At 66.2% G+C, this 25,656-nt stretch carries 25 protein-coding genes; 15 read left to right on the forward strand and 10 right to left on the reverse strand.

Going from position 1 to position 25,656, the window contains the following annotated elements:
• Positions 1–36: 36 nt before the first annotated feature.
• Positions 37–1,224: a formate-dependent phosphoribosylglycinamide formyltransferase gene (gene purT, locus AC5P5R_RS01360; RefSeq protein WP_043034130.1), complete on the reverse strand. Its 1,188-nt coding sequence runs from the start codon at positions 1,222–1,224 to the stop codon at positions 37–39.
• 137 nt (positions 1,225–1,361) lie between these two features.
• Here purT and AC5P5R_RS01365 point away from each other — a divergent pair, with 137 nt between their 5' ends.
• The 5 genes from AC5P5R_RS01365 to AC5P5R_RS01385 are packed head-to-tail and all read left to right on the forward strand — an operon-like array spanning position 1,362 to position 4,061.
• On the forward strand, positions 1,362–2,243 hold the full coding sequence (locus tag AC5P5R_RS01365) for an SPFH domain-containing protein (protein WP_005408544.1): 882 nt from the start codon (positions 1,362–1,364) through the stop codon (positions 2,241–2,243).
• 46 nt (positions 2,244–2,289) lie between these two features.
• Positions 2,290–2,469 (forward strand): type II toxin-antitoxin system antitoxin, encoded by a 180-nt coding sequence (locus tag AC5P5R_RS01370; protein ID WP_049404701.1) that lies wholly within the window; start codon positions 2,290–2,292, stop codon positions 2,467–2,469.
• Positions 2,466–2,645, forward strand: coding sequence for a DUF4177 domain-containing protein (locus tag AC5P5R_RS01375; RefSeq protein WP_005408542.1), 180 nt, complete (start codon positions 2,466–2,468; stop codon positions 2,643–2,645). The genes AC5P5R_RS01370 and AC5P5R_RS01375 overlap by 4 nt, the downstream gene beginning before the upstream one ends.
• A 3-nt stretch (positions 2,646–2,648) precedes the next feature.
• Positions 2,649–3,242: a PH domain-containing protein gene (locus AC5P5R_RS01380; RefSeq protein ID WP_024956285.1), complete on the forward strand. Its 594-nt coding sequence runs from the start codon at positions 2,649–2,651 to the stop codon at positions 3,240–3,242.
• A gap of 9 nt (positions 3,243–3,251) precedes the next feature.
• Positions 3,252–4,061 carry a M15 family metallopeptidase gene (locus AC5P5R_RS01385; RefSeq protein WP_044569655.1) on the forward strand — a complete coding sequence of 270 codons (810 nt, stop codon included), beginning with the start codon at positions 3,252–3,254 and terminating at the stop codon, positions 4,059–4,061.
• Positions 4,062–4,455: 394 nt separating this feature from the next.
• Here the strand turns inward: AC5P5R_RS01385 and AC5P5R_RS01390 are convergent, their stop codons facing one another.
• The 4 genes from AC5P5R_RS01390 to AC5P5R_RS01405 form a co-directional block, all read right to left on the reverse strand.
• Complete coding sequence (locus tag AC5P5R_RS01390; protein WP_005408539.1) at positions 4,456–4,827, reverse strand: DUF423 domain-containing protein; 372 nt, start codon at positions 4,825–4,827, stop codon at positions 4,456–4,458.
• 103 nt (positions 4,828–4,930) lie between these two features.
• Positions 4,931–6,004: a polyketide cyclase gene (locus tag AC5P5R_RS01395; protein ID WP_005408538.1), complete on the reverse strand. Its 1,074-nt coding sequence runs from the start codon at positions 6,002–6,004 to the stop codon at positions 4,931–4,933.
• 234 nt (positions 6,005–6,238) lie between these two features.
• Positions 6,239–6,880, reverse strand: a complete 642-nt coding sequence (locus AC5P5R_RS01400) for a response regulator (RefSeq protein ID WP_005408537.1) — start codon at positions 6,878–6,880, stop codon at positions 6,239–6,241.
• Positions 6,880–8,076: a sensor histidine kinase gene (locus AC5P5R_RS01405; RefSeq protein ID WP_005408536.1), complete on the reverse strand. Its 1,197-nt coding sequence runs from the start codon at positions 8,074–8,076 to the stop codon at positions 6,880–6,882. The genes AC5P5R_RS01400 and AC5P5R_RS01405 overlap by 1 nt, the downstream gene beginning before the upstream one ends.
• Before the next feature lie 150 nt (positions 8,077–8,226).
• Between AC5P5R_RS01405 and AC5P5R_RS01410 the strand changes: the two genes are divergently transcribed.
• Genes AC5P5R_RS01410 through AC5P5R_RS01430 form a run of 5 tightly spaced genes read left to right on the forward strand, consistent with a single transcriptional unit; the run spans position 8,227 to position 11,250 of the window.
• Positions 8,227–8,823, forward strand: coding sequence for a GNAT family N-acetyltransferase (locus AC5P5R_RS01410; RefSeq protein ID WP_005408535.1), 597 nt, complete (start codon positions 8,227–8,229; stop codon positions 8,821–8,823).
• On the forward strand, positions 8,769–9,614 hold the full coding sequence (minC, locus tag AC5P5R_RS01415; protein WP_043034132.1) for a septum site-determining protein MinC: 846 nt from the start codon (positions 8,769–8,771) through the stop codon (positions 9,612–9,614). The genes AC5P5R_RS01410 and minC overlap by 55 nt, the downstream gene beginning before the upstream one ends.
• 37 nt (positions 9,615–9,651) lie before the next feature.
• Positions 9,652–10,461, forward strand: coding sequence for a septum site-determining protein MinD (gene minD / locus AC5P5R_RS01420; protein WP_005408533.1), 810 nt, complete (start codon positions 9,652–9,654; stop codon positions 10,459–10,461).
• Between the two features lie 2 nt (positions 10,462–10,463).
• The gene (gene minE / locus AC5P5R_RS01425; RefSeq protein WP_005408532.1) at positions 10,464–10,724 is read left to right on the forward strand and encodes a cell division topological specificity factor MinE; all 261 of its coding nucleotides are present in this window, start codon (positions 10,464–10,466) and stop codon (positions 10,722–10,724) included.
• Between the two features lie 46 nt (positions 10,725–10,770).
• The gene (locus AC5P5R_RS01430) at positions 10,771–11,250 is read left to right on the forward strand and encodes a hypothetical protein (protein ID WP_044569652.1); all 480 of its coding nucleotides are present in this window, start codon (positions 10,771–10,773) and stop codon (positions 11,248–11,250) included.
• Positions 11,251–11,476: 226 nt separating this feature from the next.
• Here the strand turns inward: AC5P5R_RS01430 and AC5P5R_RS01435 are convergent, their stop codons facing one another.
• From AC5P5R_RS01435 to AC5P5R_RS01445, 3 genes are all read right to left on the reverse strand, one after another.
• Complete coding sequence (locus AC5P5R_RS01435; protein ID WP_005408530.1) at positions 11,477–12,706, reverse strand: DUF819 family protein; 1,230 nt, start codon at positions 12,704–12,706, stop codon at positions 11,477–11,479.
• A 141-nt stretch (positions 12,707–12,847) separates the two neighbouring features.
• A complete protein-coding gene (locus tag AC5P5R_RS01440; protein WP_164281466.1) occupies positions 12,848–14,926 on the reverse strand; it encodes an alpha/beta hydrolase family protein in 2,079 nt (692 codons plus the stop codon).
• Positions 14,927–15,159: 233 nt separating this feature from the next.
• Entirely contained in the window at positions 15,160–17,124 is a 1,965-nt protein-coding gene (locus tag AC5P5R_RS01445) for an OPT family oligopeptide transporter (RefSeq protein ID WP_005408528.1), read from the reverse strand.
• Between the two features lie 277 nt (positions 17,125–17,401).
• On the opposite strand from AC5P5R_RS01445, the gene AC5P5R_RS01450 reads away from it, so the two are divergent.
• The 3 genes from AC5P5R_RS01450 (at position 17,402) to AC5P5R_RS01460 (ending at position 21,018) form a co-directional block, all read left to right on the forward strand.
• Complete coding sequence (locus AC5P5R_RS01450; protein WP_229298713.1) at positions 17,402–17,944, forward strand: hypothetical protein; 543 nt, start codon at positions 17,402–17,404, stop codon at positions 17,942–17,944.
• A 91-nt stretch (positions 17,945–18,035) separates the two neighbouring features.
• Positions 18,036–19,184 (forward strand): acetyltransferase domain-containing protein, encoded by a 1,149-nt coding sequence (locus AC5P5R_RS01455; protein ID WP_099524481.1) that lies wholly within the window; start codon positions 18,036–18,038, stop codon positions 19,182–19,184.
• Positions 19,185–19,263: 79 nt separating this feature from the next.
• A complete protein-coding gene (locus tag AC5P5R_RS01460) occupies positions 19,264–21,018 on the forward strand; it encodes a peptide MFS transporter (protein ID WP_099524483.1) in 1,755 nt (584 codons plus the stop codon).
• 55 nt (positions 21,019–21,073) lie between these two features.
• Here AC5P5R_RS01460 and AC5P5R_RS01465 read toward each other — a convergent pair whose 3' ends face one another.
• Positions 21,074–23,041, reverse strand: a complete 1,968-nt coding sequence (locus tag AC5P5R_RS01465) for an alpha/beta hydrolase family protein (RefSeq protein ID WP_099524485.1) — start codon at positions 23,039–23,041, stop codon at positions 21,074–21,076.
• A 167-nt stretch (positions 23,042–23,208) separates the two neighbouring features.
• The gene (locus AC5P5R_RS01470; protein ID WP_005408523.1) at positions 23,209–23,844 is read right to left on the reverse strand and encodes a LysE/ArgO family amino acid transporter; all 636 of its coding nucleotides are present in this window, start codon (positions 23,842–23,844) and stop codon (positions 23,209–23,211) included.
• A 138-nt stretch (positions 23,845–23,982) separates the two neighbouring features.
• Here AC5P5R_RS01470 and AC5P5R_RS01475 point away from each other — a divergent pair, with 138 nt between their 5' ends.
• On the forward strand, positions 23,983–24,888 hold the full coding sequence (locus AC5P5R_RS01475; RefSeq protein WP_005408522.1) for a LysR family transcriptional regulator ArgP: 906 nt from the start codon (positions 23,983–23,985) through the stop codon (positions 24,886–24,888).
• 158 nt (positions 24,889–25,046) lie between these two features.
• A complete protein-coding gene (locus tag AC5P5R_RS01480) occupies positions 25,047–25,481 on the forward strand; it encodes a tetratricopeptide repeat protein (RefSeq protein ID WP_012479434.1) in 435 nt (144 codons plus the stop codon).
• Positions 25,482–25,656 lie beyond the last annotated feature (175 nt).

A 25,656-nucleotide genomic window follows, 5' to 3' on the forward strand; every position in this document is an offset into this window, starting at 1 on the left:
TTCGGTAGGCGACGACCGTTGGTCGTCGCTCCTTTTTCAGGGGCGCAGTTCGACGCCGATGGCGTCGGCGGCATCACGCGCGATGGCGCGTGCTTCGTCGATGGTTTCCGCGCGCGCCAGGGTCACGCCCACGCGGCGGTGGCCATGCACGCTCGGCTTGCCGAACAGGCGCACGGCGGTGTCCGGCACCTGCAGCGCGGCGGCGACGTTGTTGAAGTACGGCACGCCCTCGCCGTGGGCCAGCAGCGCGCACGATGCCGACGGGCCGCTCTGGCGGATCACCGGAATCGGCAGGCCAAGGATGGCGCGCGCATGCAGCGCGAATTCGCTCAGTTCCTGCGATACCAGCGTCACCAGGCCGGTGTCGTGCGGGCGCGGCGACACTTCGCTGAACCACACCTCATCACCCTTCACGAACAGCTCGACGCCGAACAGGCCCCAGCCGCCAAGGTCATCGGTGATCGCGCGCGAAATCTCTTCGGCACGCGCCAGTGCCGCGCTCGACATCGGCTGCGGCTGCCAGCTTTCGCGATAATCACCATCCTTCTGCAGATGGCCGATCGGCGCGCAGAACGAGGTGCCGCCGGCATGGCGCACGGTCAGCAGGGTGATCTCGTAATCGAAATCGATGAAGCCTTCGACGATGCAGCGGCCGGCACCGGCACGGCCACCGGTCTGCGCGTACTCCCAGGCGGGTGCGATGTCCGCCTCGCTGCGCAGGGTGCTCTGGCCCTTGCCCGAGGACGACATCACCGGCTTGACCACGCACGGCAGGCCGATGGCGGCCACGGCAGCACGGTATTCGGCCTCGGTATCGACGAAGCGGTACGGCGAGGTCGGCAGGCCCAGGGTCTCGGCGGCGAGGCGGCGGATGCCTTCGCGGTCCATGGTCAGGCGCGCAGCGCGCGCGGTCGGGATCACCCGCAGGCCCTGTTCCTGTTCCAGCTGGACCAGGGTTTCGGTGTGGATGGCCTCGATCTCCGGCACCACCAGGTGCGGCCGCTCCTGGGCGATCAGCGCACGCAGGGCCATCGCGTCGAGCATGTCGATCACGTGCGAGCGGTGCGCGACCTGCATGGCCGGCGCATCGGCATAGCGATCGGCGGCGATCACCTCCACGCCCAGCCGCTGCAGCTCGATGGCCACCTCCTTGCCGAGTTCGCCCGAGCCCAGCAGCAGCACACGGGTGGCGGAGGGGGACAACGGAGTTCCAAGCTTGGCCATGGCGATTCCAGCAGCGATGTGAAGGCGGGTGGGCATTCTAGCTGGCCGACCGCCCCGGCCACGGCATCCGACGAACGGTAGCCGACAAGTGATATCACTTTGATATCTTCATTCCGAACCCTCAAGGACGTACCGCCATGAAAGAGAAGTCGCTGTCTTCCCTCAACGGCCTCGGCACGCTGGCCGGCGCCCTGCTCGTCGCCCTCGCTGGCGCCGCCCTGTTCGTACTGGGAGTGGCAGCCAAGGCCAGTGCCGGCTCGCCCAACCTGCTGCTGATGCTGCTGGGCGCCCTGCTGGTGGCGCTGGGCGTGTTCATCCTGGCCGGCCTGTACACCATCCAGCCCAACCAGGCCGCCGTGCTGAGCCTGTTCGGCAAGTACGTGGGCACGGTCAAGGACAACGGCCTGCGCTGGAACAACCCCTTCTATGCCAAGCGCCGGGTCAGCCAGCGCGTGCGCAACTTCGAGAGCGGCAAGCTGAAGGTCAACGAGCTGGACGGCAGCCCGATCGAGATCGCTGCGGTGATCGTCTGGCAGGTGGTCGATGCCTCCGAGGCGGTCTACAACGTGGACGACTACGAGAGCTTCGTGCACATCCAGTCGGAATCGGCGTTGCGCGCGATGGCCACCAGCTATCCCTACGACCAGCACGAGGATGGCCAGCTGGCCCTGCGCAGCCACGCCAGCGAGATTTCCCAGCACCTGAAGAACGAGCTGGCCGAGCGTCTGGCCGACGCCGGCGTGCAGGTGATCGACGCACGCATCAGCCACCTGGCCTACGCCGCTGAAATTGCCCAGGCCATGCTGCAGCGTCAGCAGGCCAACGCGGTGATCGCCGCGCGCACGCGCATCGTGGCCGGTGCAGTCGGCATGGTCGAAATGGCCTTGGCCGAACTGCAGAAGAATGGCGTGGTTGAACTGGACGAGGAACGCAAGGCGCACATGGTCAGCAACCTGCTGACCGTGCTGTGCTCGGACCGCGGCACCCAACCGATCGTCAACGCCGGTTCGCTTTACTGAGCCATCCTCGCAACGGGGCGCCCCCACCGCCCCGCCAGGAGTTTTCATGAGTGAGAAGAAAGCCTATCCGCTGCGCATCAATGCCGAGGTCCTGGCAGCGGCACAGCGCTGGGCTGACGACGAGCTGCGCAGCCTCAACGCGCAGATCGAATACGTACTGCGCGACGCCTTGCGCAAGGCAGGACGCCTGCCGAGACCCAAGCCATCGCCGGAGGACAAGGAGTGAGCAAGCGCTGGAGCTACCAGACCATCGAGGTCAAGACGTCCATGATGGGTGTACTCAAGCCCGAGGACGTGCAGGCCGAACTCAGCCGCCAGGGCCAACTGGGCTGGGAACTGGTCAACATCATCATCCCGGCGCCGATGCGCCCGGCGATGCTGGTGTTCAAGAAGGAGGCCTGAACCATGGGCGGCAGCGACCCGAAACCCTTTGACGTGGCCGAGAGCTCGCCGCTGCGCGTGCTCTGGATCGTGCTGCCGCTGCTGGCTGCCTTCGTGGCCTGCCTGTATGCGCAGCTGTACAAGGCACCGGCGAGCGCACCCTGGATCGAAGTAACGCTGTCGCCGCCCTGGTTCCGGATGGGCGGCAGTGCGGCATGGAGCCTGCTGGTGATTGCCCTGCTGGGCATTGGACTGGGCACGGCCTTCTTCCGCCGCCGGGTGGAACTGGCCGGCGATGTGCTGGACGTGCGTTCAACGATGTACCGGCGGCGGGTGCCGGTGGCGCAGTTGCGGCTGGACCAGGCCGAGGTGGTCGACCTGCAGCGTGACCGCCGCTACGGCATCCGTGTCAAAACCAATGGCTATTCAATGCCGGGCTTCTACTCGGGCCACTTTCGCCTGCAGGGAGGCGGCAAGGGCTTCGCCCTGGTCACCGACCGTGCGCGTGTGCTCGCCCTGCCGGTCAGTGATGGCAGCACGCTGCTGCTCAGTGTGGACCGGCCGCAGGCGCTGCTCGATGCGCTGCGCAAGGTGGCCGCGTCGGCGCCACGGCAGTAAGCTGCGGCGATGCAACGACGCGCGCCCCTGCTGATCAATACCGAGGCCATCGAGCTGTGGCCCGCCCACCTGTTGCGCGCACGCAGCAACCTGGATGCACGCCTGCTGTCGCAGGCGCAGTGGGTGCTGCGGCGCAAGCGTGATGGCCGCTATCTGGCGGTGGTACTGGCGCAGGGTGTGCACGCCATGGTGCCGCGCCTGCCGCGCGAACCCGGGGTCGAGGAAGCACTGGCACTGCTGGATGCCGCGGCTGCACGGCCCTTCGGCGCCGGACTGGAAGATCAGTGGCTGCCGCTGGCCGGGTTGCAGCAGCGCCTGCAGCAGCTTGGCCTGGATGCACAGCGCTATGCCGACGACAGCGGCCTGCCGCTGGAATCCGAGCCGTGCCTGCTGCACTTCGCCGGTCGCGACCGCTTTGCACGCCCATTGTGGCTGCGCCGTGGCGCCGCGCAGGGCTGGCGACGGATGCGACTGCACGCGGCACAGGATGGAATTGCGCTGGATGCCATCTCCGGCTTCCGCAGCCATGCCTACCAGTTGGGCATCTTCGAACGGAAGCTGGCGCGCGGCTTGAGCGTGGCCGAGATCCTGAAGGTGAATGCCGCACCGGGTTTCAGCGAACACCACAGCGGCCACGCGCTGGACATCGGCACACCGGGCGACGCGCCGGCTGAAGAATCGTTCGAAGCCACCAACGCGTTCGCGTGGCTGCAGGCGCATGCCGGCGGGCACGGCTTCCATCTGAGTTACCCGCGCGAAAACCCGCACGGCATCGTCTACGAACCGTGGCACTGGTGCTGGAGGCCGGCCAACGGCTGAGCCCCTCGTGGCGGCCGCAGGGCGAAATTCATGGAGCTGTCCGGGCGGATTCCGCGCGCGCCCACCACGAGATGGAACAAGAAGGCAAAGACAGAAGCCGGTCGCTTCGCTCGAAGCCTCTACAACGGATCAGCGCGCGGCTGTTGGGTCCGCCTTCAAGCGAGCCGAGCACCGCAGGTCCGGCGAGGGCGAAGAGGTGCGGGTGTCTGAGCGCAGCGAGTTCCCGCACCGCCCCTCGACGGGCCGAGGAGCGCAGGGGACCGGTGCGCAGCACCGGCTCGCGGCCGGCGGCGCGTTTCTTTTGGTTACTTTTCTTTTCGCGCGAAAAGAAGAGTAACGCCCATGGACGGCGCAGATCGCATCAGCATGGATCGAAGAAACAACCTCGACTCAGTCACCGCCTCAACGCATTGATCGCCAGCAACACCCACCCGGCCATCATGCTGGTGCCCCCGATCGGCGCCATCCGCGTCGGCCACTGCCACAAGGCACCGCCCACCAGGCTGCCGGAAAACAGCAACACGCCCAGCAGCAGCACGTACAGCGCCAGGTGCGCGGTCGCCCCCTGCGCACGCGGGCCAAGCGCCACCAGCACCGCGCCATGCGCGAACGCATACAGTGCCGCCATGTTCAGGTGCTGCTGCGCCAGCGGGTCAGCCACACCGTGCGATGCGTAGGCGGACAGGCCGATCGAGGCCGCCGCCAGCAGCGCACCAAGGCAGGCCAGCAGGGAAGGCTTACGTGCGCGACGTTCCAGGTTGAACATGGGGGCTCCTTGCACAGCGCCCTTTCCGGGCGCCAGATGAAAAAAAACGCGCCGCAATGAGCGGCGCGTTTTCGTGTCCAACACTACATGGGTCAGCCGAGGCTTACTTGACGGCCCAGTAAATGTCGTAGGTACCTTCCGGGGTGAACGACTTGTCGATGCCATCCTTCCAGGTTTCGTACGGACGGTCGATCACTTCGTTGCCGGAGGTCACAGCCCAGGCGCGCAGGCCGTTGCGGGCAACGTCCAGACCCGCCATGTGGCCGGTGTAGGCCGCATGTGCCGAGCGGTGCGGAGCCACGTGCACGTACTTCACCGGAGCGCCACCGTCGATCTTGACGGTCAGGGCTTCAGCGGTGGCACCTTCAGCACCCTTCTTCTTCACCGGCTGGGCGATGTCGAAGGCGTACTTCTCCTGGCCGAAGTCGGTGGTGATGATGCGGAACGGACCGGCGGCTTCAAGGCCATTGGCCTCCATCACGCGCTTGATCCACTCCTGGTTGTCCTTGATGGACTTGGTGATCGTGTCCTGACCGCGGTCCACGTTACCGGCGTTGACGACCAGCAGATCCTCAGCCGGCACATCGACGATGGCCAGATCGGTCAGCGGGGCTTCCGGCGTGCGGTAGTCGACGTTCGGGACGGTAGCCAGCATGTTGGCCATGCGCGACAGGCCCATCTTGATGTCGTCGCCGATCTGGCGGCTGACATACAGGCCTGCATAACGGCCGAACAGGTCGAAGCCGTACTTCACCGAGTAGTCCTGGGTGATCTTCACGTTGCGGCCACCCTTGCCGGTCGGCTCCAGGGTGAAGGTGGTGACCTTGTCGTGACCCTTGGTGGCGTCTTCGATGGCGATCGCAACGCGCTTGTTCTCTTCGGCGTCGGTGATCTTCCAGGAGCCGGTGCCCAGGTCCTTGGAGGTGAAGTCCAGGGTGGCACCCTTGCCGGAGGCCGGGCCGGACAGCTTCAGTTCAACGGCGGGATCGCGCAGTACCAGCGGGTTCCAGTCCTTGAAGCGGCGCAGGCTGCTGACCGTGTCGTACACGATCGTCATCTTGCGGTTGGTCTCGATGCTTTCGGTGATGTGACGCTCGCCCGGCAGACATACGCCAATGATGACGAACAGGCCAGCCACGATCCCCAAGGCGATCAGGAACTCGATAATACGGGTCATTCAGAGAGTCTCCGGGGCCGATCCCACGGCCGGGTTGATTGAAGCGAAGCGCCAATCCTAGCAGGCTTCGCGGGCATTGTTTATCGGGATTGGCGCACCGGTTTCCCTGCCGGCTGCGTATTTGTATGGACAAAGAATTCGAAGGGTAACGCATACCGCTGCCCGGCAAGTAGGGGGGCACCTTGGCCGGAACCCCCTGCCACCACCCAAGTCTTTGTACCGAAACGATTTTCCTCAGACCAGCTGGAGTTCGAACGCCTTCAGTACCGCGCGCGTACGGTCGCGCACACCCAGCTTGGAGAGGATGTTGGACACGTGGTTCTTGATGGTGCCCTCGGCCACGCCCAGCGAGTTGGCGATCTCCTTGTTGGAGAAGCCGCTGGCCATCAGCCGCAGGATCTCGGTCTCGCGGTCGGTCAGCGGGTCCGGGCGGTCCAGGCTGACGAACTCGTTGCGCATGTGCTCCAGGCCCGACAACAGGCGCTGGGTCACCGCCGGCTGTACCAGCGAACCACCCTCGGCCACGGTACGGATGGCACCGACCAGCTGTGCCAGGGTCACATCCTTGAGCAGGTAACCCTTGGCACCGGCCTTGAGGCCAGCCAGCACCAGCTGATCGTCATCGAAGGTGGTGAGGATGATGGTCGGCGGCAGCTGTTCCTGCCGCGACAGCACCTGCAGCGCTTCCAGTCCGGACATCACCGGCATGCGCATGTCCATCAGGACCACGTCGGGGCGCACCTGCGGGATCAGCTCGACCGCCTGCCGGCCATCGCCGGCCTCGGCCACCACCTCGATGCCATCGTCGAGCGCCAGCAGGGAGCGGATTCCCTGCCGCACCAGGGTTTGGTCATCGACCAGGCAGACGCGAATCATCAACGTACTCCTTCAGGAACCTTGGTAAGGGCGGCCACCAGCACCGTTGCCGGCACCGTTGCCCGCAGGCGGAAGCCTTCACCGGGACGGGTCTCGATCTGCAGCTGGCCACCACATTGTTGCAGGCGCTCGCGCATGCCGCGCAAGCCATTGCCCACATTGACCATGTCCGCGCCGACACCGTCGTCGCGGGCCTCCACCACCACCCGGTCCGGGGCTTCACGGTACACCTTGATCCACAGGTGGCGCGCACCGGCGTGGCGCACGGCGTTGGTGATGATCTCCTGCGTGCAGCGCAGCAGGACGTGGGCCCGCTGGGGGTCCTCCACGTTCAGCGGATCCTCGATCTCCAGCTGGATGTCCAGCGAGGGCACGTTCTCGGTCAGCGGGCGCAGCGCCGCGGCCAGGTCGATCGCGCCGGTCTCGCGCAGCTGGCTGACCACCTCGCGCACGTTGCCCAGCAGCAGTTTGGCCAAGGTGTGGGAGCGCTTCACGTGCTCCAGCGCCTGCCCTTCGGCCAGGTGCCCGGCCACTTCCAGGTTCAGGGTCAGCGCGGTCAGCTGGTGGCCCAGCAGGTCATGCAGCTCGCGCGAGATGCGGGTGCGCTCATTGACGCGGGCACTCTCGGCAAGCAAGGCGCGGGTGGCACGCAGCTCTGAATTGAGCCGGCGCTGTTCGTCGCGCGCCTCGGTCTGCTGCCGGGCAACCAGGCTGGTCACGAAGATGAACATGGAAAAGCCGCCGTACAGCAGCGACTGCATCACCGCTTCGAACAACGGGAAGCGCAGCAGCAAGTAGTAGACCGGGGCCACCGCCAGTTGGCTGACCAGCAGCCACAGCACGCCCAGCCGCACCGACAGCATCCACGGGATGACCCCGGCGGCCACCATCATCAGGATGCTGCCCAAGCCCGAGCCGCTGAGGAAGCTGACGCCCAGCGCCGAAATCGTCAGCAGCAGCAGCAGGCCGCGGTCCAGCCAGCTGGTGGGGCTGTCGCTGCGCAGGATGCGGGTCAGCCAGTAATAGGAGGTGCCGAAGGACAGGTAAGCGACGAACAGCAGGACCGCCCAGCCGCCCATGTCACCGCGGCTGTGCAGGTTCTCGAACTGCGAGTACGCCAGGGGCAGACCGACCATGACCCAGGTGAACAGGCCGGCCAGGCGAAGGACGCGGGTATGGCTGAGGACTCCCAACATGCCAGCACTCTACGGGCCCGGCCTGCACATCGCACCCCACGGAAGTCATGCCTGCCCGGTCGCCTGTTCATGCCGCAGCCCACCCCGGGCATGCAATAATCGTGCGCAGGGTCCCTTGATGGACCAACCGCGTTACCCCACGGAGTCACAATGTCGATTGTCATCCGCGACGTGCGCGAGCACGAGCTCGATTCCGTCCTGGCTTTGAACAACAACGCTGGCCTGGCCATCCTTCCCCTGGATGCGGCCCGCCTGCGCCTGTTCTATGAAACCGCTGAGTATTTCCGCGTCGCCGAGCGCGACGGCAACCTGGCCGGCTTCCTGATCGGCTTCGGCAGCGACAGCCAGCACGACAGCAGCAACTTCGCCTGGTTCAAGCAGCAGCTGGACACCCCCTTCTTCTACATCGACCGCATCGTGGTCGCCAGCCGCCGCCGCGGCGGTGGCGTCGGCCGTGCGTTCTATGCCGACGCGCAGAGCTTTGCCGAGCTGCGCTACCCGCAGATGACCTGCGAAGTCTTCCTCGACCACGGCGCCGATGCCGCCCTGCTCTTCCACGGCAGCTTCGGCTTCCGCGAGCTGGGCCAGAACACCATGGCCCAGGTCGATGTGCGTGCCAGCATGCTGGCCAAGGAACTGTGCAGCTACCCGTGGGTCCAGGAGACCTACGGCGGCAAGCTGCCGGATGTGGCATGGACACGCGCCCGGCAGCTGCCGGCGCAGGCACAGCGGCCGACGGGGACCTGAGCGTGGCGGTGAATTTCGATTACGAACAGGCCGGTGAACTGAAGATCGGCCAGGTGGGCATCGCCAACCTTCGCATCCGTACCCTTGATGTCGAACGCCTCGTGCAGGAAATGCGCGAGCGCGTGACCCGTGCGCCGAAGCTGTTCGGCCGCGCGGCGGTGATCCTCGATTTCGGCGGCCTGAGCCAGGTTCCGGACGTGGCCACCGCGCAGGCGCTGGTCGATGGCCTGCGCAGCGCCGGCGTGCTGCCGGTGGCGCTGGCTTATGGCACCAGCGCGGTCGACCTGCTCTCGCAGCAGCTTGGCCTGCCGCTGCTGGCCAAGTTCCGCGCCCAGTACGAACGTGCCGAGGCCGAAGCGGCTCCGCCGCCGCCCGCACCGGAACCGCGCCGCGCCGCGCGCGCCGAACCGAAGCCAGCCCCGGCCGCACCGGTGGCCAAGATCGCCGATGCAGCCGCGCCGCAGCCAGGCCGCATGCAGCTGGGCAACGTGCGTTCGGGCCAGCAGCTGTACGCGGAGAACTGCGACCTGACCGTGATGGCCACCGTCGGCGCCGGCGCCGAGGTCATCGCCGATGGCAGCATCCATATCTACGGCACCCTGCGCGGCCGCGCGCTGGCAGGGGCCCAGGGCAACACCGCGGCACGCATCTTCTGCCGTGATTTCCATGCGGAACTGGTGGCCATTGCAGGCCACTACAAGGTACTGGACGATGTTCCGGACAACCTGCGCGGCAAGGCCGTGCAGGTGTGGCTGGAACAGGACCAGATCAAGATCGCTGCGCTGGACTGACGCAGCCCCAAACTAATGCAGAACCAGGAGAAGTCCTTTGGCTGAAATCATCGTAGTCACCTCCGGCAAGGGCGGCGTGGGCAAGACCACTTCCAGCGCGAGCCTGGCCTGTGGCCTGGCGCGGCGCGGCAAGAAGGTGGCGGTGATCGACTTCGACGTCGGCCTGCGCAACCTCGACCTGATCATGGGGTGCGAACGCCGCGTGGTGTACGACTTCGTCAACGTCGTGCATGGCGAAGCCACCCTCAAGCAGGCCCTGATCAAGGACAAGCGCTTCGACAACCTGTATGTGTTGGCCGCCTCGCAGACCCGCGACAAGGACGCACTGACCCAGGAAGGCGTGGGCAAGGTCCTGAAGGACCTGGCCGCCGATGGCTTCGATTACATCATCTGCGACTCGCCGGCCGGCATCGAGAAGGGAGCGTTCCTGGCGATGTACTTCGCCGACCGCGCCGTGGTGGTGGTGAACCCGGAAGTGTCCTCGGTGCGCGACTCCGACCGCATCATCGGCCTGCTGGACTCGAAGACCCACAAGGCCGAATCCGGCCAGAACGTGCCTGCCTTCCTGCTGCTGACCCGCTACACCCCGCTGCGCGTGGAAACCGGCGAGATGCTCAGCATCGCCGACGTCGAGGAAGTGCTGGGGCTGAAGGCCATCGGCGTGATCCCCGAATCGGGCGACGTGCTCAATGCGTCCAATAAGGGCGAACCGGTGATCCTGGATGTCGAATCCGCTGCCGGCCAGGCGTATGACGACGCCGTCGCGCGCATCCTCGGCGAAGATCGCCCGATGCGCTTCACCAGCGTCGAGAAGAAGGGCTTCTTCAGCAAGCTGTTCGGAGGGTAAGCATGGGCCTGTTCGATTTCCTCAAAGCGAAGAAGACCACCGCCGAAACCGCAAAGAACCGCCTGCAGATCATCATCGCGCAGGAACGCAGCCACCGCGGTGGCCCGGACTACCTGCCGCTGCTGCAGCGCGAGCTGCTGGAAGTGATCAAGAAGTACGTGAACATCGACGTCGATGCGGTGAAGGTCGACCTGGTGAAGGATGGCCAGCACGATGTGCTGGACATCTCCGTGGCGCTGCCTGAAGGCCCGGACAAACCCTGATGCCCCGCCCCGCCCGTGCCTGCATGGGCGGGGCCGCGTGACCTGCATGACCGATACGACAACCGCCGTGGACATCACCTGCGTGGGCGACATCGCCTTCGCCGACGCGCAATGCCTGCTCGCCGCGCATGGCCTTCGCCTGCACCACGTGGCCGCAGGCGAACCGATTCCCGGCAGCTACTGGGGCGAGCCCGAGGCGGGCATCATCGCCAGCAATGTCTATGTGCGCGATGACACCCCGGTGCATTCGATGCTGCATGAAGCCTGCCACCTGATCGTATTGCCGCCGGAGCGGCGCGCGCAGGTGCACACCGACGCCACCGATTCGGTGGCGGAGGAAGATGCCACCTGCTACCTGCAGATCGTGCTGGCCGGGCGTTTGCCTGGTGTCGGCAGTGCGCGGTTGATGGCCGATATGGATGCCTGGGGGTACACGTATCGGCTGGGGTCGACACAGGCGTGGTTTGAGCAGGACGCCGAAGACGCGAAGGCGTGGCTGGTCGAACGCGGGTTGCCGGTGGCGTAAGGCCGCGGGCGCGGTTGGCCACGGGCGCGTGGCGACGCGCCGGACCTTGCGGCGCCCCTCTTTTCACTCGGCGCGGTTCGAGCAGGACGCCGAAGACGCGAAGGCGTGGTTGATCGAGCGCGGGTTGCCGGTGGCGTAACGCATCGGTAGTGCCGGCCGCTGGCCGGCAACCTCATGAACCCGTGAAGCATTACCTGGTTGCCGGCCAGCGGCCGGCACTACCCCATCAGCCCTGCCCTGCCAGCGCGCGCAGGGTGATGCCGACGATGTAAGCCAGGTACGTGCCGGTGGCGTAGCCCATCGTGCCCAGCAGCACGCCCACCGGCGCCAGTGCCGGATGGAACGCCGCGGCCACCACCGGCGCCGAGGCCGGTCCACCGATGTTCGACTGCGAACCGATGGCGAAATAGAAGAACGGCACCTTCAGCAGCTTGCCCAGGCACCACAGCAGCACGATGTGCACGGCAATCCAGATCAGGCCGAGCAGGAACAGCCACGGGCGGTCCAGCAGCGCCAGCAGATCCATCTGCATGCCGATGCAGGCGATCAGGAAGTACAGCAGCAGCGAGCCCAGGCGCGATGCGCCCGCGCCTTCCAGCGTGCGCGCACGGGTGAAGCTCAGGCTCAGGCCCAGCGTGGTCGACAGCACCACCACCCACACGAACGGCGCGTCCAGGCTGAACTGCGAGGCCCAGCTGACGTTGGCCTTGAACCAGGCTGCGAGCGGCGCGCCGATGGCGTGCGAGAGGCCCACGCCGCCGAAGGCCACCGCCACGATCAGCATCAGGTCGGTGAGGCTGGGAATGCGCTCGTGTTCGGCCTGGAAGCGCGCGATGCGCTCCTTCAGTTCATCGATGGCCGAAGTATCGGCGCCACTGCGCGCGTCGATCTTCGCTGCCCGCCCCGCCAGGAAGATCAGTGCCGCCATCCACACGTAGCCGACACCGACATCGACCACCGCGAACTGGCCGAACGTGGTCGCATTGACGTCGAATACTTCGCGCATTGCCAGCATGTTGGCACCGCCACCGATCCAGCTGCCTGCCAATGCGGCCATGCCGGCCCAGGTGTCACCGGCCACGGTTTCCGGATGCAGCGCGCGCATCGCCAGGAACGCCACCACCGCACCGAGCATGATGCTGGCCGAGGCGCCCAGGTACATCAGCACCAGCTTCGGGCCCAGCCGCAGGATGCCCTTGATGTCCACCGCCAGGGTCAGCAGGATCAGCGCTGCCGGCAGCAGGATGTCGCGTGCGATCGGGTTGTAGAGCTTGGTGTTCTGCCCATCGATCAGGCCGACGGTGTTGTAGATGCCGGGAATCAGGTAGCACAGCAGCAGCGCCGGCACGAACGTGTAGAAGCGCTTCCACAGGCCCTGCTCGCGCGAGGCGGTCCAGAACACGGCGCCAAGGGTGGCGGCGATCAAACCGAAGACGACGATGTCGTTCTGGATCATGCAGGTGCTCTGGGTAGAGCCGGCCGCTGGCCGGCTGCTGTTGGCGGCGGATCATGAAGGTGTGCCGACCAACGGTCGGCCCCCACCGGTAAAGCAGATGGCGAAACAAAAGCGCCGCCCCGAAGGGCGGCGCTGCAGTCATCAGTTGCCGATGTGCTGCTTCAGCCAGGCATTGACGGTGTCATGCCACAGGATGCTGTTGTTCGGCTTCAGCACCCAGTGGTTTTCATCCGGGAAGTACAGGAACTTCGATTCGATGCCTTGGCGCTGGGCAGCGGTGAACGCGGCCAGGCCCTGCTCGACCGGAATGCGGAAGTCCTGCTGGCCGTGGATGACCAGGATCGGCTTCTTCCAGTCCGCCACGTGGTTGACCGGGTTGAACTTTTCGTAGTTCGCGGCCTTCTGGTACGGCGTGCCGCCCTGCTCCCACTCGGTGAACCACAGCTCTTCGGTGGCGTAGCCCATCATGCGCTGGTCGAACACGCCGTCGTGGTTGACCAGGCACTTGAACGGGCTGTTCCAGTTGCCGGCGATCCAGTTGACCATGAAGCCGCCGTAGCTGGCGCCCAGCGCACAGGCCTTGTCACCGTTGAGGAAGGAGTACTTCTTCAGCACCGCGTCCCAGCCCTTCTGCAGGTCTTCCAGCGGGCGGTCGCCCCAGTGCTGGCTGATCGCATCGGTGAAGGCCTGGCCGTAGCCGGTGGAACCGTGGAAGTCGATCATCACCACGGCGTAGCCCTGGCCCGCGTAGGTCTGCGGATTCCAACGGTAGCTCCAGCCATTGCCGAAGCTGCCCTGCGGGCCACCGTGGATCAGGAACGCGACCGGGTAGGACTTGCCTTCCTGGTAGTTGTGCGGCTTGACCACATAGCCATGCACGGTGTCGTTGTTCCAGCCCTTGAACTCGAACTGCTCGTAGTCGCCGAAGCTGACGTCCTTCAGCACCTCACCAGCGGCCGGGGTCAGCGCGCGCAGTTCGCCGATGGCCTCGCCCGCAGCCGGCAGCAGGCCGACCAGCACCTGGTCGTTGCTCTTCAGGCTGTTGCGGGTGATCGCCACGCTGTTGCCGGCCACATCCACCGAGGTCACGCTGCCGTCGCCGATCAGCTTGGTGGCCTTGCCGCTGGCCACGTCGATCTGGAACAGCGGGTGTTCGCCAAGGTCATCGGCCGTGGTGTAGATGCTGGCACCATCGGCGGACAGGGTGATGCCGCCCGCCGAGCGATCCCACTGCGGCGCGATTTCGCGGGTCTTGCCGCTGGCCAGGTCCATCGCCATCAGGCCGAAGCGGTCGGCCTCGAAGCCCGGGCGCTTCATCGCACGGTAGAACAGGGTCTTGCCGTCGGCGCTGAACACCGGGCCGGCATCCCAGGCCGGGTTGGAGGCGGTCAGGTTGACTGGCGCCTGCTTGCCGGCGGCGTCGAAGCGGTACAGGTCGAAGTTGGTCGACCACGGCTCCTGCTTGCCGGCCACGCGGATGCTGGCCACCACGCTGGCGCCGTCCGGCGACCACGCGAAGTCATCATTGCCGCCGAACGGCTTGGACGGCGCATCACCATCGATGGTCGCGCTCAGCGCCGACGCGCCCTTGACCGCACCGGCCTTGGCCGTCGGCAGCGGAGCGACGAACAGGGTGTTGCGGCGACCGTCGTTCCAGGTGTCCCAGTGGCGCACGAACAGCGAATCCCACACCTGGCCGCTGGCCTTGGCGTCCTTCTTTTCCTTCAGCTTCTTCTCGGTGCAGGCCAGGTCCGAGGCACAGTCCTGGAACACGCCGGCGCTGAACAGCACGCGGTCGTCCTGCGGCGACACGTGGTAGCTGTCCACGTCGACCGGGAAATCGGTCAGCTGGCGCGGAGCACCGCCGCTGATCGGCTGCGCGTACAGCTGCTGGCTGCCGTTCCTGGCACTGAGGAAATACACGGTCTGGCCATCGGCCGACAGCGAAGCGGAATTGACGTTCCAGCCGGCCGGGGTGATCTGCTTCGGCGGCGCCGCATCGCGGGTACGCAGGTTGCGCGCGAACAGCGCGGTGGAGGCCTTCAGGTTGGCATCGACGCTGCGCTTGGCGAACACCACGGTGCCACCGTCAGCGGTCAGCACCGGCGCGGAGACGCGGTCCATGGCCACCATGTCGCGGACTTCCAGGCCACGGGCAGCGGCGACGCTGGGCAGGGCGGCCAGCAGGCTCAGTGGCAGCAGGGCATGACGCAGTTTCATCGGGGTCTCCGCAGGACGGCAAAAAACCGATGGTAGGCCCGTGCGGCCGGGGCTGCCAAGGCCATCGGTCATGGCTGCCTGCGGGGTTGGCCCCGTCGCCAGAAACAGCAAACCGCGCCGTAGCGCGGTCTGCGGTAGTGCCGGCCGCTGGCCGGCAACCAGGGGTATCACGGGATTCCGGGATTGCCGGCCAGCGGCCGGCACTACCCGTTGAACCCAGGGGCAGAGCCCCCTTACGCCTTGGCGTACTTGCCGGTGCGGTAGATCAGCCAGCCGACCAGGAACAGCACGGCCAGGCCGATCCACTGCGCGCCCGGCAGGTGGAACGGCACGGCCAGCACGTCGGCGCGGCTGCTGACCACGATCGGAATCGCGATGGCGATGCCCATCAGCGCTTCGCCGGTGATCAGGCCCGCGGCGAACAGCACGCCCGGCTTGTGCACGCGGTCGCGGCCTTCTTCGTCATCGGCGCGCACCTTGTGGAAGCGCTCGACCAGGTGGGCGATCAGGCCGCCGAGGAAGATCGGCACCATCAGCTCCAGCGGCAGGTAGATGCCGATGGCGGCGGCCAGCACCGGCACGCGGAAGCGGGCGTTGCGCGCCTTCAGCCAGCTGTCGAAGGCGATGATGGCGGCACCGACCACGGCACCGATGCCGATGAAGGTCCACGGCAGTTCACCACCGAACAGGCCCTTGGCCACCGAGGCCATCAGGTTGGCCTGCGGTGCGGCCAGCGCGTTCGGGTGCAGCTCGGACTTCACGCCGATGCCGTAGGCGGTGGCCAGCAGGTTCAGCACCGGCGCCATGATCAGCGCACACGAGAAGGCACCGATGCCCAGCATCAGCTGCTGCTTCCACGGGGTGGCGCCGACGATGTAGCCGGCCTTGAGGTCCTGCAGGTTGTCACCACCGACCGCAGCGGCGCAGCACACCACCGCACCGATCATGATGGCGGCCACGGCGCCCAGCGGCGCGCCGCCGGCACCGACCGGCTTCAGGCCGTCGGCGCCCAGCAGCACGACCAGCACGGCCGAGGCGAACAGGATGGTGGAGATGGTGATGCCCGAGACCGGGTTGTTGGACGAACCGATCAGGCCGGCCAGGTAGGCCGAGACCGACACGAACAGGAAGCCGGCGACGATCATGATGAGGGTCATCGGGATCGACACGTGCCACTGGCCGACGATGGCCTGGTACAGGGCCAGCAGCGGCAGCACGAAGACCACCAGGGCCACCAGCATCCACTTCATCGGCAGGTCGCGCTCGGTGTGCGCCAGCACCGGGCCACCGCTCTTGCGGGCGGCGGCAAAGCCGCTCTTGACGCCGTTGAGCAGCGACTTGCGCAGCGAGATCAGCGTCCAGATGCCACCGATCAGCATCGCGCCGACACCCAGGTAGCGCATCTTCGCGCCCCAGATGGCGAACGCCGCCTCGGTGGACGAAGCCGCGGCAACCGACGCGGCCAGTGCCGGATCGGTGTTCATGAAGAACGCCTGGTAGATCGGAATGGCGATGTGCCAGGTCAGGATCGAACCGGACACCACCACGATGCCGACGTTGAGGCCGACGATGTAGCCCACGCCCAGCAGTGCCGGCGACAGGTTGGTACCGATGAAGGCGGTGACCTTGGAGCTGCCGACGTAGGCCGAGGTGGCCCAGGCATCCGGGATCAGGCGCATGCCGCTTTCCGCGGCCAGCTTGACGAAGGCACCGATCACCGCCGACAGGCCGAGGATCTTCAGGCCCGGGCCCGGATTCTCACCGGCCTTGAGCACTTCGGCCGCAGCCTTGCCTTCCGGGAACGGAAGCGGGTCTTCGACGATCATCGAACGACGCAGCGGCACCGAGAACAACACGCCCAGCAGGCCGCCGAGGCCGGCGATGCCGAGCACCCACCAGTACTTGAAGTCCGGCCAGTAGCCCATGATCACCAGCGCCGGGATGGTGAAGATCACACCGGCGGCGATCGACGAACCGGCCGAAGCGCCGGTCTGCACGATGTTGTTTTCAAGGATGGAGCCACCGCCCAGCAGGCGCAGCACGCCCATGGAAATCACCGCGGCGGGAATGGCGGTGGCGATGGTCAGGCCTGCGAACAGACCGAGGTAGGCGTTTGCGGCCGACAGCACCACCGCCAGCACGATGGCCAGGGCCACTGCGCGGAAGGTGAGCTGCTTGGGCGCAGCGTCGTGGTTCATGGAAGCCCCTGCTGGCAAAAAATCCCTTGCACGCTAGCGTTCAGGAGGCAGCAAGTCCAGTGCGGTTCGGGAGGGTTGCGGCCAGGTCGGCAGTGAGATAGTCGCTTCTGGCCAAACTCGGCCAACGCATCAAGCGCAGGGGGCACATCCCGGACGGCTGCCGGGCCTCGCGGTCTCTTTGTCCTGCAGGGGCCCGGCCAACCAGTACTGCAGCATCCCAGCCATCATCGTTTGAAGTGCCTCAACGCCCCGTGCATCGTGTTCATGATCTGAACCGATGACGCTGAGCCGCCCGATGAACAACCCACTGCGGATCCGCCCGATCAAATCACCGGTCGTGGCTGTCGTGGCCCTGATCTGCCTGATGCCGCTTTGCGATTACGCATCTGCCTGGAGCCGCATTGGCGCAGTCGAGATCACCGACCACGCCGGTAAACCTTGTTTCGGACTACCCAGGAAAGAGCGCAAGCGTATCGGTAAAACTCCGGAGGTGTTTGGTGTGGAGGTGCATGACGCAATTACTCCACCGCTGCGGCGGCAATGGTCGTTCTACTTTGCCCATCCCGCATCGATCCCACTTCCACCCGGAGCCTGCGTGGTCTACGGAGAAGTGCCAGCCAACGCCATTTCAAGGCAGACGGCGATGCCGCTGCAGCCCGGACGCCTGTACGACGTTTCGCTGTCGGCCACCAGGACCGGCGCCACGCAACACCACAGCGCCCGATTCTGCTTGAAGGCCAACCCCGACGGGAGCCTGCGAGCGATCCAGGTCCACTACGACGAGGCGCTGGGCTGGAGCCCCTCGGTTTGCCTGCCCTGAGCCGACGCGCGCGCTCGTCGGAACCGCCCAGCACACGCTGGAAAGACGTATTTGTAATGTTATATCCTGTCACGCCGACCGAACCTCGTACGTGGCTCCTTCCCCCACTACCCGCCTGGCCTCCATCGACCAGCTGCGCGGCACCGTGATGCTGTTGATGTTGCTCGACCACGTGCGCGAGACCTTCTTCCTGCAGCACCAGGTGAGCGACCCGATGGACGCGGCGACGGTCTCCCCCGCGCTGTTCGCCTGCCGTCTGCTGGCCCACCTGTGCGCACCCGTGTTCGTCCTGTTGACCGGCCTGTCGGCCTGGCTGTACGGCCAGCGCCAGGCGGATCCGCGCCGGGCCACGGCCGCGTTCCTGCTCAAGCGCGGGCTGTTCCTGGTCGTGCTGGAACTGACCCTGGTGAATTTCGCCTGGACCTTCCAGCTGCCGCCGGAAACCCTGTACCTGCAGGTGATCTGGGCCATCGGGCTGAGCATGATCGCGCTGGCCGGGCTGCTTTGGCTGCCACGCCCGGCCCTGCTGGTGCTGGCAATCGCGGTGGTCGCCGGGCACAACCTGTTCGACGGATTACGGGTGCAAGGCAATGGCCTGCTGGCGGTGCTGTGGAAAGTGCTGCACCAGCGCGACTGGATCGAGGCCGGCGCGCTGCGCCTGCGCACCTCCTATCCGGTGCTGCCGTGGATCGGGGTGATCGCCCTGGGTTATCTGATGGGGCCCTGGTTCGCCCGCGAGCGCGCGCCGGCGCAGCGTCAGCACTGGCTGCTGTGGGCAGGCGTCGGCGCGCTGGCCCTGTTCGCCTTACTGCGGTTCGCCAACGAGTACGGGGATGCCCCTTGGCAATACCAGACCACAGCACTGCGCACCTGGCTGAGCATCCTCAACATCACCAAGTACCCGCCGTCTCTGCAGTTCCTGCTGTTGACCCTGGGCGTGGGGCTGTTGCTGCTGCGCCTGTACGAATGGCCGCCACTGGCGCGTGCGCTGCGCCCGCTGGCCGATATCGGCGCCGCGCCGATGTTCTTCTACCTGCTGCACCTGTATGTGCTGAAGGCGCTGTACCTGGGCGCGCTGGCGGCCTGGGGGCCGACCCATGGCGAGTTGTATGCCCTGGATTCGGTCAGCGGCCTGCTGCTGGTGGCCTGTGCGCTGGCGGTGGTGCTGTACTCGCCGACCTGGGCATTCGCACGGTTCAAGGCGCGAAGGCGTGACCTGGCGTGGTTGCGGTACCTGTGATCGCCCAGGCCAGTCCGGCAATCCACGCATGGCGTGGATCTACTGAAAGCGGATCGGGCCACAGGCCTATAATTCCGCGATGAATTCCACCGCTATCGCTTCCGACGACTTCCTGGGCCACCCCAAGGGCGTCTACGTCTGCTTCTTCACCGAAATGTGGGAGCGCTTCTCCTTCTACGGCATGAAGGCGCTGTTGCTGCTGTACCTGACCAAGTACCACCTGTTCGGCGACAAGGCCGGCCTGGACCTGCTCGGCGCCTACGGTGGCCTGGTGTACTGCATCCCTGTATTCGGCGGCATGCTGGCCGACCGCTGGCTGGGCATGCGCCGGGCCGTGCTGTTCGGCGGCATCCTGCTGGTACTCGGCCACCTCGGTATGGCCTTCGAAGGCCACGCTGCGTACCGGGTGAACGGCGAAGTGGTGCGCGACACCTCGGCACTGGCGGTGACCTACCTGTCGCTGGCGCTGATCATCATGGGCGTCGGCTTCCTCAAGCCGAACATCTCCACCATTGTCGGCAAGCTGTACGCCAAGGACGATCCGCGCCGCGATTCGGGTTTCTCGCTGTTCTACGCCGGCATCAACCTGGGCGCGCTGTTCTCATCGCTGGTGTGCGGCTTCCTCGGCGAGGCCTACGGCTGGAAGTACGGTTTCGGTGCGGCCGGCATCGGCATGCTGGCCGGCCTGGCCATGTTCCTGTGGGGCCAGAAGTACCTGCAGGGCCACGCCGAGCCGCCGCAACCGGCGGCGTTGAAGCACAAGGTGCTGGGCCTGCCGCGCGAATGGCTCATCTATCTGTGCGCGGTGCTCGGTGTGTTGCCGGTGGCGTGGCTGATGTGGGCGGCCGGCAACGGCGCGTTCGCGCTGGGCGGTGAAATCAGCCTGGCACTGATGTTGATGGTGGTGGTGCTGGGCGGCGTGCTGGTCTGGTTCGCCTGGTTCACCGGCAGCAAGTGCACGCCGGTACAGCGCCAGCAGATGATCGCGCTGATGGTGCTGATCTTCATGGCGCTGGTGTTCTTCACCATGTACGAGCAGTCCTACGGCTCGTGGGTGACCTTCACCGACCGGCTGCTGACCAAGGACATCGTGCCCTCGCTGGTGATCACCGGCGGTACGCCGCTGCCGTGGTCGATCCTCTCACTGCTGCTGGCACCGCTGGGCTTCGTGGTCAGCGCGCGGTTGTCCGAGCGTCGTCCGGGTTCGGCTGCGCCGCGCACGTTCTTCGCCGCCATCGTCGTGCTGATGCTGGTGCTGCTGGTGCGCGACTGCCTGGTGATTCCGCAGACCGCCGGCTCGCTCACCTATCTCGGCGGCCTGTTCCTGGTGCTGCTGGCACCGGCCTTCGCCGCGCTGTGGACGTGGATGGACCGCCGCGGCTGGGAACCGGGCAAGCCGGTCAAATCAGCCTGGGGCCTGGTGATCGGCGCACTGTCGTTCGTGCCGCTGGCACTGGCCGCGCAGCAGGTTGGCGCCACCGGCGAGATGGCCAGCGTGTGGTGGCTGGTGCTGGCCTACTTCCTGCTGGCCAGTGGCGAGATGTGCCTGTCGCCGGTCGGCCTGTCGGCGGTGACCCAGTTGGCCGTGCCGCGGGTGATGAGCCTGATGATGGGCACCTGGTTCCTGGCCACCGCCTTCTCGGAGACGCTGGCCGCGCTGTTCGGCAAGCTGGCCGCGATCGAGGTGCCGGAAGGCGAATCGCTGGACATGGTGGCCGCCGCCGGTGCCTATGCGCACCTGTTCTGGCTGCTGATGTGGATCGGCCTGGGCTGTGCGCTGGCCGCTTTCATTGCCGCGCCACTGTTGAAGAAGATGATGCACGGGGTGAAGTAAGCCCACGCACAGGCAGGAACCGGGGCGGCGGTTGGATCATCCGCCGCCCTTTGCGTTACGGCGCCCTGCCCTTGCCGTCCGCAGCCGCAGTCGTGGCGGTCTTGCCACCCAGGCTGCGCGACAGGAAGGCCAGCAGCTTGCCGTAGTACTCGCTGCGATGGGCCTGGGTATAGAAGCCGTGCCCTTCGGTCTTGTAGTACAGGCTTTCCACCGGCGTACCGGCACGCTTGAGCGCCGCTTCCATGCGCTCGGTGTGCTGGACCGGGGCGCGCTTGTCCTGGCCACCGGCCGCCAGGAACACCGGCACCTTGATCCGCTCGGCCAGGTTGACCGGCGAGACCGCGCCCAGCGTGGCCGGATCACCCAGCCACTCGCGCAGGTAGCTCATTCCGGAATCGCGGTCCTGGATATCGCCGCCAGTAAACATCAGCGGCAGGTCGTAGACGCCCACATAGCCGGCCGCGCACTGGTACAGCCCCGGTTCGCGCGCGGCGCCCATCATCGCCGAGTAGGCACCGTAGCTGGCACCGTAGATGCAGATGCGCCGGGCATCGGCGATGCCTTCGCTGATCGCCCAGCGCGTGGCGTCGGTCACGTCGTCCTGCATCGCGCGCCCCCACTGTTTCAGTGCTGCCCGGCTGTGGGCACGGCCGTAGTTGCCCGAGCCGCGGAAATTGATCTGCAGCACGGCGTAGCCGGCAGCGGCCAGCAACTGGTTCTCGTGATCGAAACTGCCGTTGTCGAATATCCCGATCGGCCCACCATGCGGCACCACCACCATCGGCAGGTCACGGCCAGTGCTGCCATGCGGGACTGTCAGGAATCCATGGAGCTCCAGCCCGTCACGCGCCTTCAGCAGGACCGGCCGCACCGACGCAGTGCTCTCCGGGTCAATCCATTCGCTGCGCGCCATCAGGAAGCGTGCCTGGTTGCGGTCGCGGTCGTAGAGGTAGAACTCGCCCGGATTGGAACCGGACCCGGTTTCCACCAGCAGCCGGCGACCGTCGCGGGTACTGGAGGTGATGAATACTGCACGCCCGGGAAAGGCCGCCTCCAGGCTGCGGTACAACCGTGCCTCGTCCGAGCTTTCGTCGAAGAACCGGGTATGCGGCGTGTTTCCCAGGAACAGCGCACCGACCGGCACGGTGCTGCCCGGGCTGCGGATCAGTCGTGCCGGATCGACAACCTCATCGCGCAGCACGACCTTGCGCTCCTGCGTGGCCGGGTTCCAGCTGACGATGGCATCGGGGCCGCTGGGCTGCTCGCTGAGCAGGTAGGCCAGCTGGCCGTCGGCGGAAAAGCCCAGCGCCGCCTCGCTGCGACCACTCCGTTTCTCATCGTTGACCAGCGCCCAGTCGCCACCGTTGCGGTGGTAGAGCCGATGGACGTTGTCAGTACCGGCGCCCTGTACGAAACGTACGTCGCCGCGGGCATCCACCACATAGGAGGCACCCGGCATCGGCGCGCGGGCCAGCAGCCGCTGCTTGCCGCTTGCCAGTTCCAGCTGGGCCGCATAACCGTTGGCATCCAGCCGCGATCCGCCTACTGCGATGACCACATGGGCATCATCGCCAGGCAGGGCGTCACTGAGGAACGCCGCGGCCGACGTCCGGTACTTGGGCCGCACGCGCAGGCCAAGGTCGCGGTAGCCCACCAGTAGTTCCGGTCGTCCGGTGCGTGCATCCAGTGTCAGCAGCTCGCCGGTGGCCCACGGCGCGTCGCGGGTACCGAACTTCTGCGCCAGACCGAACATCACCTGATCGTTGTTGACCCAGTGCAGGCCGAAGACATGCGAATTGAGTGGTGGGCGCAGGTTGCCCACCGGCGTGTTGTCGTCCGTACGAAGGATGATCACAGCGGTGAAGCCGTCCGCAGGCACGGTCGCGGCCAGATAATCGCCCCCGGGAGACAGCATGACATCGCCGAACTTGTCCGCTCGCACATAGGCGCCCAGATCGATCGCAGCAGCGGTTCCACACCACAATCCCGCCACGATGATGGCGGCCAGCCAGCGCTTGTGCATCCTTCTCTCCCCCTGCCTGGACCCCTTGTCCCGGCTGGCCGATTCTAGGCAGGCCAGTGCCCGGCCCGCCAGTGGCGTACAAAAAACGACGGCACCGTTGCCGGTGCCGTCGTTACCACTACCTTGGAGAGAGAGTCAGGACGTGGGTTCGGGGGGCGTGCGCCGGGTCAGTGGACCCCGCGCACCGCCAATGTGAGGGCCAGGATGCTGAGGATCACCGCGATGGTGCCGTCGAGCACGCGCCAGGTGCTGGGCTTGGTGAACAGCGGCGCCAGCAGGCGCGCGCCCAGGCCCTGCGCGGTCAGCCACAGGCAACTGGCGGTGACCACACCGGCAGCGAAGGCCATGCGGGCGTTGCCGAAGTTCTCGGCGATCGAACCGATCACCATCATGTCCAGCCAGAAGTGCGGGTTGATCAGCGAGAAACCGACTGCGGCCATCAGCACCGCGCGGCGGCTGCCGTCGTCGCTGTCAGCCTCGCCCATGCCGCCGCCACCGGCGATCGCGCGGCGCGCCGACTTCATCGCGTACCAGGCCAGGAACGCCACGCCGGTCCACAGCACGGCGGTGGTCAGCCACGGCAGCGCCGAAGTGAGCGTGCGCAGGCCGGCCACGCTGGCAAAGATGAAGATCGCATCGATGGCCGCACAGGTGGCGACCACCGGCACGATGTGCTTGCGCAGGATGCCCTGGCGCAGGATGAAGGCGCTCTGGGCGCCGACCACGGCGAACAGGCCGATGCCGGTAGCTGCACCAGAGAACCAGGCACCGAGGCCGGTGCTGGCGGAGATGACCGAGAACATGGGATTCACTGCCTTTACTTGCTTGGGGGGACGGTGCCTCGCGAAGGCGGACAGCACCGGAACGAGCGCCATTGTCGCGCCGCAACATGAAAAAGACGAGCTAAACTTCCTAAACCAACATTAGCGGAACTTAATTCGATGCGTATCGACCATGCCCAGCTGCGTGCCCTGGCCGCAGTGATCCGCGAAGGCAGCTTCGACCGCGCCGCGCAGTCGCTGAATGTCACCCCGTCCGCCATCTCGCAGCGGGTCAAGGCGCTGGAGGACCGGATCGGCCGGCTGCTGGTCAAGCGCGGCACCCCGGCCACCGCCACCGCCGAGGGGCAGTTGCTGGTGCAGCTGGCCGAGCAGACCGCCCTGCTCGAGCACGATGCGCTGCACCGGATGGGCCTGGCCGATGAGGACCTGCCACAGGCCAGCATCCCGGTGGCGGTGAACCACGACAGCCTGGAAACCTGGTTCCCGCAGGCGGCCTACCAGTTCGCGCAGACCACCGGCACTACGCTGGACCTGCGCGTGGAGGACCAGGACCACACCGTGGAGCTGCTGCGCCAGGGCACGGTGCTGGGCGCGGTGACCACCCTGGACGAGCCGGTGCAGGGCTGCCAGATCCATGCGCTGGGCAGCATCCGCTACGCCGCCACCTGTACCCCCGAGTTCCGCGAGCGTCATTTCGCCAAGGGCGTGACCGCGCAGGCGCTGGCGCAGGCCCCGGTGCTGGTGTTCAACCGCAAGGACGACATGCAGTCGCGCTTCGCCCGGCGCATGGCCGGCGACGACCTGCCCAGCACCGCGCCGACCTGGTGGATTCCGTCCACGCGCGCCTTCGTGCAGGCCAACCTTGGCGGCATGGGCTGGACGATGAATCCGTTGCCGCTGGTCAAGCGGCACCTGGACGCGGGCCGCCTGGTCTACGTGCGCCAGCGCGCGTGGGAAGACGTGCCGCTGTACTGGCAGCATTGGAAGGGCGACGTGCAGACCATGGCCTTGCTGACCCGCGCGGTGCTGGAGGCCTCCTCGGCACTGATCCGGCGCAAGCGCTGAGCTGGCCTCCCAGGGGATGTAGATCTTGGTCGGCACCCGCTTTCGGCTCACGCGGCCAAAATTCGAGGCAATTGCGACACCGAATAGCTCAATTGCCAGCCGACAGATGTACTTGTTTTACGTAGGCTGGAAAGCTTGCCAATTGTGAGTCAAACCGAATGGAACTTCCTGACGAAATCTATGAGCGGGTCACTGACCTCTCAGAGCAGGGAAACGTCCTCATGGATGCCGATGACCATGCTGGCGCGACTCGGTGTTGGCTGCAGGCTTTAGAAGCGTTGCCAGCTCCTGCCAAGGATTGGGAGGCCTACACGTGGCTCTGTGCTTCACTTGGAGACGCGAGCTTTCTTTCTGGTGACGTAGTGACCGCCCTGAAGTACTTCATGGATGCATTGAATGGTCCGGACGGGCATACCAATCCCTTCATCCTGTATCGCGTTGGCCAATGCAACGAACTTCTGGGGCAGCGGGATCGGGCCCTTGAGTACCTGCTCAGGGCGTATGCATTGGATGGCGAGGACATATTCGACGCTGACGATGAAGGTGGAAGGTACCTTGCCTTGCTGCGACAGGAGGGCCTCACTGCGACCTGATACCACCAGGGCAGCCAAGCGTTCGGAATGCATCGCTTGGTAGTCAGGAGTTGTCGAGCCCGGGCCATGGAGAAGTCGGGTCGAAAGCGACTTAATCCCCTCCGTCCCTTTTTTACTCCATCCAATCTCCACGCAACCTCCACACCGGGTCCATGCGTGATGCGGATACTGGTCG

Source organism: Stenotrophomonas sp. YJH_SMC_19, from assembly GCF_059367915.1.

Coding starts and splice junctions, on each gene's coding strand:
- AC5P5R_RS01465 (WP_099524485.1), bottom strand. CDS start 23,041: ATGCACAAGCGCTGGCTGGCCGCCATCATCGTGGCGGGATTGTGGTGT.
- AC5P5R_RS01450 (WP_229298713.1), top strand. CDS start 17,402: ATGACGCTGAGCCGCCCGATGAACAACCCACTGCGGATCCGCCCGATC.
- AC5P5R_RS01395 (WP_005408538.1), bottom strand. CDS start 6,004: ATGACCCGTATTATCGAGTTCCTGATCGCCTTGGGGATCGTGGCTGGC.
- AC5P5R_RS01385 (WP_044569655.1), top strand. CDS start 3,252: ATGCAACGACGCGCGCCCCTGCTGATCAATACCGAGGCCATCGAGCTG.
- AC5P5R_RS01390 (WP_005408539.1), bottom strand. CDS start 4,827: ATGTTCAACCTGGAACGTCGCGCACGTAAGCCTTCCCTGCTGGCCTGC.
- AC5P5R_RS01410 (WP_005408535.1), top strand. CDS start 8,227: ATGTCGATTGTCATCCGCGACGTGCGCGAGCACGAGCTCGATTCCGTC.
- AC5P5R_RS01435 (WP_005408530.1), bottom strand. CDS start 12,706: ATGATCCAGAACGACATCGTCGTCTTCGGTTTGATCGCCGCCACCCTT.
- AC5P5R_RS01440 (WP_164281466.1), bottom strand. CDS start 14,926: ATGAAACTGCGTCATGCCCTGCTGCCACTGAGCCTGCTGGCCGCCCTG.
- AC5P5R_RS01460 (WP_099524483.1), top strand. CDS start 19,264: ATGAATTCCACCGCTATCGCTTCCGACGACTTCCTGGGCCACCCCAAG.
- AC5P5R_RS01480 (WP_012479434.1), top strand. CDS start 25,047: ATGGAACTTCCTGACGAAATCTATGAGCGGGTCACTGACCTCTCAGAG.
- AC5P5R_RS01445 (WP_005408528.1), bottom strand. CDS start 17,124: ATGAACCACGACGCTGCGCCCAAGCAGCTCACCTTCCGCGCAGTGGCC.
- AC5P5R_RS01470 (WP_005408523.1), bottom strand. CDS start 23,844: ATGTTCTCGGTCATCTCCGCCAGCACCGGCCTCGGTGCCTGGTTCTCT.
- AC5P5R_RS01430 (WP_044569652.1), top strand. CDS start 10,771: ATGACCGATACGACAACCGCCGTGGACATCACCTGCGTGGGCGACATC.
- AC5P5R_RS01380 (WP_024956285.1), top strand. CDS start 2,649: ATGGGCGGCAGCGACCCGAAACCCTTTGACGTGGCCGAGAGCTCGCCG.
- AC5P5R_RS01370 (WP_049404701.1), top strand. CDS start 2,290: ATGAGTGAGAAGAAAGCCTATCCGCTGCGCATCAATGCCGAGGTCCTG.
- minC (WP_043034132.1), top strand. CDS start 8,769: ATGGACACGCGCCCGGCAGCTGCCGGCGCAGGCACAGCGGCCGACGGG.
- minE (WP_005408532.1), top strand. CDS start 10,464: ATGGGCCTGTTCGATTTCCTCAAAGCGAAGAAGACCACCGCCGAAACC.
- AC5P5R_RS01365 (WP_005408544.1), top strand. CDS start 1,362: ATGAAAGAGAAGTCGCTGTCTTCCCTCAACGGCCTCGGCACGCTGGCC.
- AC5P5R_RS01405 (WP_005408536.1), bottom strand. CDS start 8,076: ATGTTGGGAGTCCTCAGCCATACCCGCGTCCTTCGCCTGGCCGGCCTG.
- purT (WP_043034130.1), bottom strand. CDS start 1,224: ATGGCCAAGCTTGGAACTCCGTTGTCCCCCTCCGCCACCCGTGTGCTG.
- AC5P5R_RS01400 (WP_005408537.1), bottom strand. CDS start 6,880: ATGATTCGCGTCTGCCTGGTCGATGACCAAACCCTGGTGCGGCAGGGA.
- AC5P5R_RS01475 (WP_005408522.1), top strand. CDS start 23,983: ATGCGTATCGACCATGCCCAGCTGCGTGCCCTGGCCGCAGTGATCCGC.